This is a genomic window from Labilibaculum euxinicum, from assembly GCF_009795715.1.
Lineage (GTDB): Bacteria > Bacteroidota > Bacteroidia > Bacteroidales > Marinifilaceae > Labilibaculum > Labilibaculum euxinus.
In genome coordinates this window covers 78,487-93,039 of the sequence record NZ_WTCR01000006.1, presented here as the reverse complement: position 1 = coordinate 93,039, position 14,553 = coordinate 78,487, and the positions used below count along the sequence as shown (strand labels likewise).

The 14,553-nt window shown below is 37.4% G+C and carries 13 protein-coding genes; 5 read left to right on the top strand and 8 right to left on the bottom strand.

Annotated features, from left to right (window positions below; translation table 11 throughout):
* Positions 1-297 precede the first annotated feature (297 nt).
* Entirely contained in the window at positions 298-1,317 is a 1,020-nt protein-coding gene (locus GQR60_RS09520) for a LacI family DNA-binding transcriptional regulator (RefSeq protein WP_124992696.1), read from the top strand.
* 472 nt (positions 1,318-1,789) lie between these two features.
* On the opposite strand, the gene GQR60_RS09515 is transcribed toward GQR60_RS09520, so the two are convergent.
* Positions 1,790-2,533, bottom strand: a complete 744-nt coding sequence (locus GQR60_RS09515) for a DUF6261 family protein (RefSeq protein ID WP_124992695.1) — start codon at positions 2,531-2,533, stop codon at positions 1,790-1,792.
* An 863-nt stretch (positions 2,534-3,396) separates the two neighbouring features.
* Between GQR60_RS09515 and GQR60_RS09510 the strand changes: the two genes are divergently transcribed.
* On the top strand, positions 3,397-4,215 hold the full coding sequence (locus tag GQR60_RS09510) for a hypothetical protein (protein ID WP_124992694.1): 819 nt from the start codon (positions 3,397-3,399) through the stop codon (positions 4,213-4,215).
* A 211-nt stretch (positions 4,216-4,426) separates the two neighbouring features.
* Here GQR60_RS09510 and GQR60_RS09505 read toward each other — a convergent pair whose 3' ends face one another.
* Complete coding sequence (locus tag GQR60_RS09505; protein WP_124992693.1) at positions 4,427-4,717, bottom strand: tetratricopeptide repeat protein; 291 nt, start codon at positions 4,715-4,717, stop codon at positions 4,427-4,429.
* A gap of 149 nt (positions 4,718-4,866) precedes the next feature.
* On the opposite strand from GQR60_RS09505, the gene GQR60_RS09500 reads away from it, so the two are divergent.
* The gene (locus GQR60_RS09500) at positions 4,867-5,463 is read left to right on the top strand and encodes a flavin reductase family protein (protein WP_124992692.1); all 597 of its coding nucleotides are present in this window, start codon (positions 4,867-4,869) and stop codon (positions 5,461-5,463) included.
* Positions 5,464-5,926: 463 nt separating this feature from the next.
* On the opposite strand, the gene GQR60_RS09495 is transcribed toward GQR60_RS09500, so the two are convergent.
* From GQR60_RS09495 to GQR60_RS09485, 3 genes are all read right to left on the bottom strand, one after another.
* Complete coding sequence (locus tag GQR60_RS09495; protein WP_124992691.1) at positions 5,927-6,388, bottom strand: DUF4293 domain-containing protein; 462 nt, start codon at positions 6,386-6,388, stop codon at positions 5,927-5,929.
* 203 nt (positions 6,389-6,591) lie between these two features.
* Positions 6,592-9,036: a DUF5916 domain-containing protein gene (locus GQR60_RS09490; RefSeq protein ID WP_160463451.1), complete on the bottom strand. Its 2,445-nt coding sequence runs from the start codon at positions 9,034-9,036 to the stop codon at positions 6,592-6,594.
* A 205-nt stretch (positions 9,037-9,241) separates the two neighbouring features.
* A complete protein-coding gene (locus GQR60_RS09485; protein ID WP_124992689.1) occupies positions 9,242-10,054 on the bottom strand; it encodes a prohibitin family protein in 813 nt (270 codons plus the stop codon).
* 185 nt (positions 10,055-10,239) lie between these two features.
* On the opposite strand from GQR60_RS09485, the gene GQR60_RS09480 reads away from it, so the two are divergent.
* Positions 10,240-11,115, top strand: coding sequence for a nucleoside phosphorylase (locus GQR60_RS09480; protein ID WP_101308010.1), 876 nt, complete (start codon positions 10,240-10,242; stop codon positions 11,113-11,115).
* Positions 11,116-11,203: 88 nt separating this feature from the next.
* On the top strand, positions 11,204-12,064 hold the full coding sequence (locus GQR60_RS09475; protein ID WP_124992688.1) for a transglutaminase family protein: 861 nt from the start codon (positions 11,204-11,206) through the stop codon (positions 12,062-12,064).
* A gap of 50 nt (positions 12,065-12,114) precedes the next feature.
* Here GQR60_RS09475 and rny read toward each other — a convergent pair whose 3' ends face one another.
* The 3 genes from rny to GQR60_RS09460 form a co-directional block, all read right to left on the bottom strand.
* Entirely contained in the window at positions 12,115-13,647 is a 1,533-nt protein-coding gene (gene rny / locus GQR60_RS09470) for a ribonuclease Y (protein WP_101308012.1), read from the bottom strand.
* Between the two features lie 193 nt (positions 13,648-13,840).
* Complete coding sequence (locus GQR60_RS09465; protein ID WP_101308013.1) at positions 13,841-14,131, bottom strand: cell division protein ZapA; 291 nt, start codon at positions 14,129-14,131, stop codon at positions 13,841-13,843.
* 9 nt (positions 14,132-14,140) lie between these two features.
* A complete protein-coding gene (locus GQR60_RS09460) occupies positions 14,141-14,437 on the bottom strand; it encodes a hypothetical protein (protein ID WP_124992687.1) in 297 nt (98 codons plus the stop codon).
* Between the last annotated feature and the right edge of the window lie 116 nt (positions 14,438-14,553).

Genomic DNA, 14,553 nt, shown 5'->3' with positions numbered 1-14,553 from the left:
ATCTTTTTGATATTTATTCCCGGCAGGATATTACCTGTCTGCCTCATGCAAAGTAATAAAATGTAATTGATTGGTGCAATCGATTGTCTGTTTTTATTTTTTTTTAACTAAAAACACAATCAGCACCAAAGCATCAAACCACCAATAAACACTGATTACCAACACTATTTTAATCAATAAAAAAAATAACGAATCAAATTAAATTGTGCAATCGATTACCCTTTGTTGCGCTTTTATTACACGAATGTAAAAATAATATGCATCTTTGTATTGGATTACAAGCTACATAACCGGAACATGAAAAAAGAGAGTCACACAACAATACACGATATCGCAAGAGCTTTAAATATATCTGGTTCTACCGTATCCAGAGCTCTCAACGACAATTCCAGAATTAGCGAAAAAACAAAAAAAGCCGTTCGCGACATGGCCAGGCAACTGGGCTACCAACCCAATGCTCTGGCATCTAATTTGCGCACCAGTTGCACAAACACAATTGGTGTTATTATTCCCCGAATCAGCAGGTACTTCTTTTCTTCGGCCATTACCGGTATCGAGGAATTGGCCCGAACCAGAGGCTACAATGTTATTATTTGTCAATCGAACGATCAGGAAGCCAGAGAAGCCGATTGTGTGCAAACTCTTTTTGCCAGCAGGGTTGATGGTGTAATTTCATCGATAGCCATCAACACCGAAAACTTTGAGCATTACAAAACCTTCACCAACAGAAACATCCCCTTGGTGTTTTTCGACCGGGTTTGCGACGAGCTGGAAACCAGCCAGGTGGTGGTTGATGACTTTAAGGGCGGCTTTATTGCTGCCGAACACCTAATTTCGAAAGGATGCAAACGAATTGCCCACATTGGCGGGCCACAGCATTTAAACATTTACATTAACCGTTTGCAGGGATACTTAAAAGCACTGCGCAAGCACAATTTCGAAGTTGAAGAAGAACTGATTATTGAAAGCCTGTTAACCCGCGAAGACGGCGAAGCGTGCGCAAAAAAATTACTGGACTCGCCCAGACGTCCGGATGCCATATTTGCTGCCAACGATATTTCGGCACTCAGCATTATTCTTTACGCCAAAGAAATAGGACTTCGAATTCCTGAAGATCTGGCTGTTGTGGGATTCAGCAACGAACCCTTCTCCGAATATGTCAGCCCTTCGCTAACCACCATTGAGCAATCGGGTTTTGATGTTGGCACCAAAGCAACCGAATTGCTGCTCGACATTATCACCAACAAAACCGGAAATCATCAGGAAACCATTGTATTGCCGGTAAAACTGATTGAGAGAGAATCGAGCAACCGGTAAAGATTTTCAAACTTAAAAAAAAGCATTGATACAACTGATTTAAAACCAATATTGTCCTAATTGATTTTAACAATTGGGCTTTCCGCCCAAACCCGACATCATTTCTTGTCTTGAAACAAGAAACGAAGCAAAGAAATTCAAGGCTGCTTTTTAAAAAACTTCCTTATTTAATTCAAACCTAAGTGCGTACGGGCGATCTTCGAACAAGTTCTCAGCTTCCCGGTCTTACTAAAGGTTTGAACTAAAACGAAAGCTCTTTAAAAAAGATGCCAATCAAATACCTAACTTAAATTGTACCCCTTAAGATTATCACGAACTGTAAGTTTTTATAAAAGAAGTAATTAATACTTATTCTCAAAAAACGTTTAGGACGCAATTGATTTAAGGCATAAAAAATACCGGAAACAAATGAATGCCTCCGGTACTAACCCCAGATACCAAAATGGTATCTAACCCATAAAACAAAAAAAAACTATTCGCCTGCGCTGATTTCTTCAACAACATCCTTAGCCGACCGCCCTGCACGCTGCAGTAAAAGTGCATTGGTTTCTTCCGATACAATGTTTATTTCTTTCACCAATTTCCCATAAGCAGCATCCGTATTTAAATCACACATCACATCTAAATATTTAAAGAAAGTCTCAAACTCTTTTCTGATTTCTTTACACATTTCACCGCCAATTTCCTCGTTCCGATCCAATTTCGCATTCCCTCTTGCCTCAACCGCTTCGGTAAATTCCTGTTCCGATTTTTCAAGCTCTTCCAACCATGGCTCTCCAAGCATGTTTTGCAAACAGCCGCTTAAAAACGGACTGTTCTTTATTTTTGCAAACAAAGCAGTAAGAATAGCCGATTCCTCTAACATCGGACGACGGGTAATGCCACTGCCATAACTTTCTATTTCATTCAGAATTGCTTTGCCCGCCTCGCTAACAACAGGATTTAAACGCTTCGAACATGCTTCGGCAAAAGTTGCAAAGGCAATCATTGCCTGATCTCTCCTGCTGTCGCATTCGGTCACATTTACAGTTAACAACTGCGTGTTCACTTTTTTGCCCGATTCCTCAAGTCTGCCTTTCGATTTCTCGATTCTGCTTTTAAATGGCTCCAAAGTAACACTGTCTGTAGCAGCATTTGTTATTAAACTGTAAACACGAGCCGTAAAAGTTAGGTATTCCGCTATGCGCATGCGGTAAAACAAAGGATACTTAATCATGAAGTATATATATTACGTTAATATTACAGCTATCTAAATTATCATTTTATCACTCAATAAAAAAGCCTGTAAGTAAATTTATTTTGTTTCACACACAAAATAACTTAACAATCAGGTCAAGCCCACCACCCAAGCCTTTCGAAACATCAGTAAAACATAAGCATACACAACTACCAATTTCTTATTTATACTAAAAATAAACAGTAAAAACTCCCATTTCCCTTTGCGGATATCCAAATTAAGCCCAAAACGAAACAGCCCTGCATTGCCTGGAGCCCTACCGGCACTTTTGCTTTCAGGCCCTGCATTAGTACAGGCCCTCAACAAAACAGATAAATTGCATCTCACGGCATTGCCAGCCTACTTACCAAGTTTGCTTTGCCCCCCGGCAAACCTGCAAGCCTCCCCCATACTTTTACGAAGTGCTCCTGCACCACTGCCAGCCTCAATACCAACATTGCGATGCAGGCTCACACTTGTGCGGGCACCGCTCCAAAAATTGCCGGCAGGGCAAACAGCAGGTTAAGATGCCCACCAAAACAGTACGAATTGGGTTTTTAATCCGTTAACTACGCCACCCCAATTTTACGGGCAGGGCTTTGGGGTGGTGAAGATAGTGTTCGTGAGTGTTTGGTGGGGACTTTGAATGTCTGGTGGACAATATCCTATTCCTATTGATTACGCTTTTCAGGATTAAATTGAACGTTCTTGTTTTGATGGGAAGTCTTGGGTGTTTCAAAACCGTAAAATATTTAACAGTGGACTATTTCAATGCAAAAGCTAAAATGATTTACTTTAATTTTGGTACTGTGAGGTAGAGATGTTAGTTTTGTTCCTTCTAAACAATATTAATCTTAACTCAAATGAAAAAACTGATATTTATTCTACTTGTAGCAATTACCTACAGTACTACAGCTAAACCAATTAAACAAGAAAAGAGTAAAATCGACAGCCTAATTAATGTTTTAAACACAAAAATTGAAACGATTAGTAAAACTCAAAGCAAACTTGAAGCAACTAATAAGGAGTTACAAAAATACAATCAGAATTTACTTGAACACAACAAGAAACTGGACGGTCAACTAGTGATCCATAAAATCGAGGAAAAATTTTTTAATAGTTATCTGGGATCACAAACTGGTCTATTTTCATTAATTGTTGTTGGATTATTATCACTTGCTGGACTTATTTCTTTAAATATAATTAAAAACTTACAGCGTAAATTCGAGTCAAAAATAGAAGAATCAAGAAATGAATTCAACTCAAAAATAGAAGAATTTAGAAATGAATTTGATGTTATAAAAATAGAAAATAGGAAAATGAATAAAGTATTATACATAACTGCAGCTAACTTATTCAGTAGTCTTAGTCATGGTTTTCGAGAAAAAATTATAAATAACGTCTCTCTCCTATTCTCCATTCGAAGTGCTTACTTCCACTTCAAAGGCACACAATACGCAAAAGAACCAAAATTCACCGCTATTATTGCCAGTCTGAAGTATTCGTTAGAAGATTGTGAGATCATCAAAAATAAACCAGAACAAATTAAGATTTTAGAAACAAAACGAAAAAATGCATTAAACGACCTTAATAAAATTAGCGAATGTACTGATGAAGAGGTGAAAAATAAATGTGCACATTTAAGAACATCACTTATCGCTTTACTTGACAAGAAAAAATAAAACAATATGCTTTACATCTAAATTAAAATAAAATCCAATATTTAGTAGAATACACTTTAAATAAGATCACTACGCATTTGTCTACAACGGGGAAAACAAACTCAATGCAGATAGAGGCATTGACACAGCTAGAGGTCTAACTTTTTAATACAACAAAAGCCTAACAATCCAAATTGTTAGGCTTTTGTAAACTCCGTAGATCCTTGTCTGTTTAAGGATTGTACAAATCGGGATTGAAAAAATTCATAATGGATTGGATCATCTCTATTTTTACGTTTGCTTTTTTATGATCTGGCAGCAGATCGGTAACCCGAATATAGGCGCTTAGGGCTTTTGGCAACTCGCCCAACTGGTGGTGCATTTCGCCTACCTTAAAATGAGCTTCTGCATTGTCTTTATCCAATTCCGTAATCTCTTTGTATTTCTCCAGGGCAGAACGAAAATCCCCTTCACTTTCGAACTTTTGCGCGTCTACCAGTATATTTTCAATATCCTTGTTCATGGTTTTTGTTGTTTCGGCAAAGCAATCGGCCTGCCTGTGTTTGTGAGCAACAAATGTAAGGAAATTTGAATTTGTTTGGATTAATTGTGTGCATCTTATCGGTAAAGAAACAGTTATTTGTAATTTTGCGTCACTAAAACGCTACAAGTATGACAAAACAACACTGGAAACCCGGAACCATGGTTTACCCATTGCCTGCTGTAATGGTAAGCTGTGGCAGTACGCCCGAAAATTACAACATCATCACCATTGCCTGGACAGGAACTATTTGCTCCGATCCGGCCATGTGTTACATATCTGTTCGCAAGAACCGTCACTCCTACAACATCATTAAAGAAAGCGGCGAATTTGTGATCAACCTTACCACAAAAGATTTGGCTTATGCCACCGATTGGTGCGGTGTAAAATCGGGCAAGGATTTCGACAAATTCAAGGAAATGAAACTAACACCCGGTAAATCGAAAGAAATTTCTGCTCCCATTATCGAGGAATCGCCGTTGAGCATTGAGTGCAAGGTGACTAAAATAGTAGAATTGGGTTCGCACGACATGTTTATGGCCGAGGTGGTAAACGTTCAAGCCGACGAGCGGTACATCAACGAAAAAGGGGAATTCTCGCTGGCCAAATCAGGACCATTGGTTTACTCGCACGGCCACTACTTCGAATTGGGAGAGCTAATCGGTCGTTTTGGCTACTCGGTAATGAAAAAGAAAACCAAGGAGAAAATTAAAAAGTCGAAAGGTTAGGAAAAGTCTTGAAAGGGTCTGGAAAGGTCTTGAAGGGTCTTGAAGGGTCTAAAAGTCGAAGGTCAAAAAGTCAAAGGTCAAAAAGTCAAAGGTCGAAAAGTCAAAGGTCGAAAAGTATGACTGGTAGAAATCCATCAATCAGCGCACCAACTGGTATTCAGTTCGACGAGACAAAAACACCCCTCTCCCTGTCGGGATCTCCCCTGAAAAAAAGTCTGGAAAGGTCTTGAAGGGTCTAAAAGTCCAAAGGTCAAAAAGTATGACTGGTAGAAATCCATCAATCAGCGCACCAACTGGCATTCAGTTCGACGAATTGAGATAGGGACAGAAACACCCCTCTCCCTGTCGGGATCTCCCCTGAAAGGGAGAAATTCACCAAATTAAGATTTACTGATAACTGTTCACTGAATAAACAAACAAAACCGGCTCAAAAGCCGGTTTTGTTTGTTTATTTTTGGGTCGCTTACCGTATCCGATCCATCGAGCGGATTAAAGCTTCATCTTTACCAATTTCGCGTATTGCCAAATAACTTAGCACCAATGCAATCAATGGGAATGCATTAATAAGACTATAACTTGTAATGGCATTTAGTTCTTTTGCCTGACTGCTTATGCTGTAATAGATCAATCCCATTGCACCAATCATGCAAATCATATTGAACACAGTTAAACGAATCTGCAGCATTCTTTTCTTGAATAAGAAAATAGTAACGAAACTAATTAAGGCAATAATGCTTAGCAAGATAGCAACCGGCATGGCATTAAAAACTGCAGGCTCTCCTTCCTGCAAAGCAGGAATTCCACGGTATAAAAATTGGTATACTGCACCCGATGCATCTACCAATTCCGCTAAGGGGAAAAAGAACATCACTGCAATTAAAATAAAACTCCCAAACAGGTATAAAGACTGAATTCTTTGTATCATCGTATTTCTATTTTTTTTGTACAAATTTAAACTTAAATACAAAAGCAGCAAACTTTCGTTTACTGCTTTTTACCATCATTACTTACAACTAACTAATCACACTAGTAAAAAATACTCTTGCCCTGCAGAAATCCCCTTAATCACAAAGCAAATTTTCTATCAGCTTTTGCAGCAAGTTACATCTGCAAAATTTAAGCAGGCTATTAACCTTTTCGTTTTAACGACATGTAGTCGATATAATAAATCACTTTAACAGACAGACTGTTAAACTGTGTTTCATCAAATGTATCCTTCAGATTATTCACAAAACGATGGGCAATTTTATCATCTTCGCTAAATATTGTGTTCTTCCAGACTACTGCTAATTCACTTCCCGGAGCAAATCTCCACGAGTACACCATGTCAATAGTAAAGCTGTTAAAATTGATGTCGTTGTTCTCATTGTAATCTGTGGAATTTAAGCCCCCATCAGATCGCAAAGTATGAAAGCTGTTGTATTCAGCTTTTGCCCAGTAATGCCTTACCTTCATACTTAACGAGCTTTTATTGTTGAAAATAAAACTTCCGGTGAGCTTATTCTCCAAATAAGAATTAGTTCTGTCTCCGATGTAAACTGTTGTTTTGCCATTAATTTCTTCATCATCAACATAACCTAAATCATTCAAATTCCTTCCCCACTCCAACTGATAACTCATCACAAAACGATCACTAAAACGATAACGTGGTTCAATCTCAAATTCAAACACCTGTAAATTATCGTTTGACAATCTTTTTCCGTATTCACCCCGAATATCAATGGCGAATGCCTTTCTGTAATCCGTTGAAATCCAAGCTCCTGCAAATGCCGACGATCCTTTTCGCAGCTTTAATCCATCAACTCTTGGTTCATCCCAGTCGTACTGATGCAATGGCCGGAAATTACCATAAATACCCACATCGGTATAACTTTTAAATTTCACATGTGCATCATAAAAAATTGTAAAGCGCGAAAACCTTGCAGGTGCATATCTTGCCTCATGATTAAATCGTAAATTCCAATTTCGTGCCAGAATACTGCCTTTCGGTTCTGAATTATTATAATAAAACCCCAGGTTATTATTGATTAGATTGTTTCGGCTTAAATACCCCATATCGTTAGGATTGTATTTATCCGAAATCATTCTGTGGTAAAAATCCCAGGTAAATTTCCCCTTAATTCTACCAAACTCCAGCTCATGATAATGACCGATTTCATCCGATTCCCCTTTGCCGAACCGTGCAGAAACAATCCCCGTGCCCTTTAAACAATACGAGCGTTCTTTATTCCTAAATTCAAACTCTGTACCACTTACATTCGCCACATAATCCAACTCAGGCATGTACACATTCGTATTAAACAAACTGATATACGACTCATTTTTTAAACTCTGATCGAACACCAACATATTGTAATTCGAAAATGGCTGCGTTTTAACCTTTCTGCTATCTCCCGTAAGGGTATCGGTAACTTCGGCATAGGTATTTTTAGTCATCGCATTAAAAACACCAATTCCCAATCCCTTTGTATTGCGGCCCGAAATTTTTGTTGCATTAATAATTTTTGCCTCAATAGGATTTTCTGTGATGTCCTCATTCTCATTTAGCTGATCTTCTACATCATCCATATAAACAGGACGACCACCAATTCTTCGCGAATAGAAAATCTCTCCCCGGTCAAATAACTCCGTGGCCTCGGTAAAGAACTGTCTGTTCTCATCAAATTTAACCTCAAAGGGCGATAAATTCAGAATTTCGTCATCCGACTGCACCTGCCCAAAATCGGGAATCAGCATCATATCCAAGGTGTAACTTTCGTTGATTCCATACTTTAAATCCATTCCTCCCCGGTAATTCACATCAACTGCCGATTTATCGGAAGATTTGTCGAAATAAGTGGAAAAATAAGGTGTAAATGACAGGCGAACCGGAGGATGCACATTCTCAATTCCTTTCAGAACACCACTCTGACTTACCCAGCCATCTTCTTCTTTATCAATAAAATTCCATGTAACTTTTTCACGTACACTCTGAATGTTTCGAACAATATTAATTCCCCACTCCTGAATTTCTTTGGCAGGAAAGCGCAATGCGGAGTAAGGTATCTCCATTTCGGTACTCCAGCCTTTTTCATTAATAATGACAGCACTATTCCAAACAGCATTCCAGCTTGAATCTTCGTTCCCCTTAACAACTTTAGCGTCCCACTGCACTCCTGCCGGAGTTACAATAAATTCAAAAGCATCCAGTCCAGTATTAAAAGGGTCAATTACCAAAGATAAAAAGTCAGTATTATTCAGATCATCCCGCTTACTTAATTCTTTAAGAATTCCATCAGGATTGTTATCGTACATCATCACACCAACAATAATGGAATGATCGGTATAGATAAATTTCGCTTCAGTTTTAAAATTGGAAGGTTTACCATTCGATGGCTCAAACTGAATAAAATTAGTGGCAATCGGAATGCCTTTCCAAACTTCATCAGTAAGATTTCCATCAATCACAGGTTTAGTTGTAACTCGAACAGCAGTAAGTTCTTTTTTGGGTGCTAAGCCGTGTGCGGGCAAAGCGAATACGATTGTAATCAGGCAAAACAGTAACAGCACTCTCTTCATGGTGGTAGTAAACATATAGGGGTTTAGCAAAAAAATGTGGTTAATTCCCCACCCTACCATCACATTTTATGCCAACAGAACAATATTAACTAACTTACAGACACTTAATGTTTTTCGAACGAAAATAAACTGAACGTTTACGGAACAATGCTGTTCGCATACGAACAACAAAAAAACCGCTTGACGAATCAAGCGGTTATGAATATCTTAATTAAATACCTTAGTTATTTCCTAGAATTAATGGCATTCCATTTTTTCCACTTCCAATAACTACCACTTTAGCATTTGGAGATTCAGAAAGTTTAATGGTAGCTTCTATACCACGCATTTTCAAAAGGGCATCAGTTAAACTACTGTTGATAATCTTATTGGCAACAGCTTCACCATCTGCGGCGATACGTTTTCTTTCCGCCTCACTTTTTTCTTTATCCAATCTAAACTGATAGGCTAAAGCCTCTTGCTCCTGCTGCAATTTACTTTCAATAGCCGTTTTTATTTTTGCCGGAAGATTTATGGAACGAATCAACAAGGCTTTCATTTGAATGTTATTCTTATGCAGAATTAATGAAGTTTCCTGAATAATTGCATCTTCCACCTCTTTTCTTCTTGTAGAATAAATTTCTTCTGCATTGTACCTTCCTGCAACCTGTCTAACCGAAGAACGAACCTCTGGAATTACAAGTTGATTAATATAGTCCTTTCCAAAAACCTCATGCAAATATCCAATTTTCTCGTACTCAGGATTAAATCGAACAGACACATCAATATTCAGCGACAAACCACTTTTATCCAAAACATCCATGGTTTCTTCACTTTTCTGTTCACGAACTACATAAACATTCATTTTATTCCAAGGAGCAATAATATGGAAACCAGGCTGAGCAACATGCTCTTTATCTAATCCCCCGGAAAATTTACGGAAAATAACTCCACGCTCACCCGGTTGCAATGTAACAAACATACTTGATCCTGATAGGATCAAAATAACGGCCAATATACCTAGAACAATTAAAAAATAAGGTTGCTTCTTCATGATTTTGTATTTCAATTATATTTCTAATTCCCGTTAAATGTACTACAATTATGTCAGATTTAGAAGAATATTGCAATCGTAATTTTGAAAATCACATCTCTTATCAAAAGAAACTATTTAGTTAGTTTGCAGATTGAATTTTTTTACATATTTTCGGCTCTTTACTCTTGTAAATTTTAAAAATCATGGAAAAAATAAAATCATCAGAATTAATAATAAATCCTGACGGAAGTGTTTTTCACTTACACCTTAAACCGGAACATCTTGCTGACACAGTAATTCTCGTTGGAGATCCCGGACGTGTTGAGTTAGTTGCAAGTTATTTTGACAGTGTGGAATGTACGATATCAAACCGCGAGTTTGTAACAAAAACCGGAAGCTATAAAGGAAAAAGGTTTTCTGTTCTTTCAACAGGAATTGGTACCGACAACATAGATATCGTAGTGAACGAATTAGATGCTTTGGTAAATATCGATTTGGAAACACGAACACCTAAAAAAGAACATTCCACTTTAAATTTGGTTAGAATTGGAACTTCCGGAGCTTTACAGGGAAATATTCCTGTTGATTCCTTTCTGCTGTCAAACAAATCGATAGGTTTTGACGGGATGCTGAATTTTTATGCCGACAGAGATTCTGTATCCGAATTGGATTTCGAAGATGCATTTAAGAAGTATGTGAATTGGGATCAAAAACTAGCTTCTCCCTATGTTGTTCCTGCCTCAAAAAGTCTGTTGGACATTATAGATGGTGACGACATGACAAGAGGTGTTACTATTTCAGCAAACGGATTTTACGGACCTCAAGGCAGAGTTCTTCGCCTTCAGACTTTGGATCCTGATTTGAATGATAAAATCGAAAAATTCGAATACAAAGGAGAGAAGATCACCAATTACGAAATGGAAAGTTCTGCAATATTCGGGCTTTCTGCAATGTTAGGGCATGAGTCGGTTGCCGTTTGTGCAATAATTGCGAATAGAATTACTAAGGATGCCAGTAAAGATTATCATCCAACGATAAAAAAACTAATTCAGACCGTTTTAGATCGACTAAGTAAATAGCTTTTTCCCTTACTATCAAAGATTTAACCCGCAGGATTGCTTTTCCTTGCGGGTTTTACTATATTTAGTGAGGACAAAACCTGTTATCATGAATAAGAATAAGTTAGAAGCTCTATTATCCTTACTAGACGATCCAGATAAAGAAATTCATAAAAGTGTCGAAAAAGAACTGATAGAGTTACCGGTTAGTACGATCCCACAACTGGAAGATTTCTGGCTGGAATCTAAGAATCCTATCTTTCAGGAAAGACTGGAAATGGTAATCAACAAAATTCAGTTTAAGACCGTTAAGAGAGAGCTTATTGAATGGAGTTCAAATGAAAACCCGAATTTAATAGATGGTGCTATTCTTGTAAATAAGAGTTACAATCCAAACCTGTTAATAGATCCTATCCGAAAAAGTATCCAGAAAATAAAAGACGATGTAAGCTTAGAAATAAACGATAATCTTACCGCACTGGAAAAAATTAAGATTCTAAATCATTTTTTCTACAACATATATAACTATCAGGCTCTCTCTCCAAATCAACCCACAAACTGGGATGGTGATATCAGTACTGTATTATCACAAAAGCATGGTAATTATATAATAATTGCAATTATTTATGCCGGTATTGCTCAGGAACTAAACATTCCCGTATATGGAATAAATCTTCCGGGCAGTGTTTTTCTGTGTTATAAAGACGAATCATCTGCCAAATCAAATACAGAAAATACCAATTCAATTCTTTTTTACATCAATCCTATTGATAAAGGAACCGTTTTTGGACGGAAGGATCTACAATATATTATCAAAGCTAAAAACATTGTAAACAAAGCCCAGTTCTATAAATTAGCATCCAACACAAGTATGATTAAAAGATTGGTTCAACATGAAATTAATGTGTACAAAAAACTGAACCTAAATAGTTTCATACCCAATTTCAAAGAATTATTTCGCTCCATATAAAAAAAGCCCGTTTCATTAAGAAACAGGCTTTTTCACTATTTTATACTTTATTACTTCGCGTAATTAATCGCTCTTGTTTCTCTAATTACAGTAATCTTCACCTGACCCGGATAGGTCATTTCATCCTGAATTTTCTGGGCAATATCCAAAGACAATGTTTCAGCTTCTTTGTCAGAAACTTTATCGCTGCCAACAATTACTCTCAATTCTCTACCTGCCTGAATAGCATATGTTTTAAGCACACCAGGATGCGACAATGCCAAATTCTCAAGATCCTTCAATCTCTTGATATATGACTCTACAATTTCCCGTCTTGCTCCAGGACGTGCACCTGAAATAGCATCACAAGCTTGAATAATCGGAGAGATCATCGATGTCATTTCAATTTCGTCGTGGTGAGCACCGATAGCATTACAGATATCCGGCTTCTCTTTGTATTTTTCGGCCAATTTCATACCCAAAATTGCATGTGGCAATTCAGGCTCTTCATCCGGCACCTTTCCAATATCATGCAACAGACCGGCACGTTTTGCTCTTTTTGCATTCAATCCAAGCTCAGTTGCCATGATTGCACAAAGATTAGCTGTTTCTCTGGAGTGCTGCAGTAAATTTTGTCCGTAAGATGAACGATACTTCATTTTACCAACCAAACGAATCAATTCAGGATGCAATCCATGAACACCCAAATCAATTGCAGTACGTTTTCCAGTTTCGATAATTTCTTCTTCAATCTGCTTACGAACCTTATTAACAACTTCTTCAATTCTTGCCGGGTGAATACGGCCATCGGTTACCAATTGGTGTAAAGCCAGTCTGGCAATCTCACGTCGTACAGGATCAAAACCAGAAAGAACAATGGCTTCAGGAGTATCATCAACAATTATTTCAATACCGGTAGCCGCTTCCAAGGCACGAATGTTCCGACCTTCCCGACCAATAATTCTACCTTTTATTTCATCCGATTCGATATGGAAAATTGTAACTGAATTTTCAATCGCAGTTTCAGTAGCTACCCGCTGAATCGTTTTCACAACCACTTTTTTAGCCTCCATATTAGCTGTCATCTTAGCCTCTTCCATGATTTCGTTCACGTAAGACATGGCCTCGGTTTTCGCTACATCACGCATAGAATCGATCAACTGAGTTTTAGCTTCTTCGCCGGACAAGCCTGAAATCTTTTCCAACTGCTCGATTTGCTGCTTTTTTGCCTTCTCCAACTCATCAGATTTTCGTTCTACCAAATCAATTTGAACGGTCAAATTCTCACGAACGATATCAACCTCTTTCTTTTTGCGCTGAAATTCATCTATTCGTTGATTTAAAGCATTTTCCCTTTGTTTGTATTTCGTCTCAGCTGCAAGTAATTTATTATTTCTTGAGTTGATTTGTTTCTCATGCTCTGTTTTTAATTGGAAAAATTTCTCTTTTGCCTGAAGAATCTTATCTTTTTTGATCACTTCTGCTTCCGATTGTGCATCCCTAATTATTGAGCTGCTCCTGGCTTTAAGTGTCTTTTGCAAAACAAAGTAAGAAACGATGCCACCACCAACAAAAGCAATGGACCCTATTATTATTTCAATCATATCATAGAATATTAAGTCAGTATTATTATATATATAAAATGCAACCCGCACTATCACTCAGGCTTACAATAATAACATTCAATAGTCCTCCCCCGTCTCACCATAAGATACAGGAAAAATGACTACAAAACATTAAAATTGCGATCAGCTTAAGAAATAATGCGGGTTACAACTTTCCTACTAAGAATGTAAACTACTCTTTATCTAAAAATTCTCTTAACTCCTGCTCCATTGCCTTGACCTCTTCAAGAACCGGGGAAACATCAGTTTTATTTTCAGCTTCAATAACCTTAATCACATACTGTAACGAAGCCATTGCTAAAAAATCCTGAGTATCTTTATCTTTATATCGTTGTTTGTATTGCAATACTTTTTCATTAATCATTTTTGCAGCTTTTCGGATAACCTCTTCCTGATTACGATCTATCTTCAAAGGATAAAACCGATCCGCTACATTAACTCTTATTGAAAGTTTTTCGTCCATAAACAAATTCTACCTGTTTAAAAGAGCAATACATTTATCAATCTCCCGCACAATTCGGTTAATTTTAACCTTAGCTTCCTGCGAATCGCCGCTATTCGCAGCAAATGTTTTGGCTAACTTTAATGTATTGTATTGATGGTCGAGTTCTTCCCTTTCCCTTTTCAGGATTTCAACCTTTTCCATAAGCTCCAGTTTCTCATGAATTAAAGATTCTTTCTCCTGTTTAGATTTCCGGTACAACAAAATAAGTTCCGAAATTTGTCCTTTTAAACTATTCAGTACTTCGTTTGGCTCTTGATCCATCATTAAAATTTTTCTTTTACAAAATTAACATTGCTGAGAAGATTATCAAATATATTAGTTTGTATTTTGTAAATCATTTCAGAAAAAATAGGTTTTTTTGTAGTTTTGATAATCCTTTC

Coding starts and splice junctions, on each gene's coding strand:
- GQR60_RS09520 (WP_124992696.1), top strand. CDS start 298: ATGAAAAAAGAGAGTCACACAACAATACACGATATCGCAAGAGCTTTA.
- GQR60_RS09515 (WP_124992695.1), bottom strand. CDS start 2,533: ATGATTAAGTATCCTTTGTTTTACCGCATGCGCATAGCGGAATACCTA.
- GQR60_RS09510 (WP_124992694.1), top strand. CDS start 3,397: ATGAAAAAACTGATATTTATTCTACTTGTAGCAATTACCTACAGTACT.
- GQR60_RS09505 (WP_124992693.1), bottom strand. CDS start 4,717: ATGAACAAGGATATTGAAAATATACTGGTAGACGCGCAAAAGTTCGAA.
- GQR60_RS09500 (WP_124992692.1), top strand. CDS start 4,867: ATGACAAAACAACACTGGAAACCCGGAACCATGGTTTACCCATTGCCT.
- GQR60_RS09495 (WP_124992691.1), bottom strand. CDS start 6,388: ATGATACAAAGAATTCAGTCTTTATACCTGTTTGGGAGTTTTATTTTA.
- GQR60_RS09490 (WP_160463451.1), bottom strand. CDS start 9,036: ATGTTTACTACCACCATGAAGAGAGTGCTGTTACTGTTTTGCCTGATT.
- GQR60_RS09485 (WP_124992689.1), bottom strand. CDS start 10,054: ATGAAGAAGCAACCTTATTTTTTAATTGTTCTAGGTATATTGGCCGTT.
- GQR60_RS09480 (WP_101308010.1), top strand. CDS start 10,240: ATGGAAAAAATAAAATCATCAGAATTAATAATAAATCCTGACGGAAGT.
- GQR60_RS09475 (WP_124992688.1), top strand. CDS start 11,204: ATGAATAAGAATAAGTTAGAAGCTCTATTATCCTTACTAGACGATCCA.
- rny (WP_101308012.1), bottom strand. CDS start 13,647: ATGATTGAAATAATAATAGGGTCCATTGCTTTTGTTGGTGGTGGCATC.
- GQR60_RS09465 (WP_101308013.1), bottom strand. CDS start 14,131: ATGGACGAAAAACTTTCAATAAGAGTTAATGTAGCGGATCGGTTTTAT.
- GQR60_RS09460 (WP_124992687.1), bottom strand. CDS start 14,437: ATGATGGATCAAGAGCCAAACGAAGTACTGAATAGTTTAAAAGGACAA.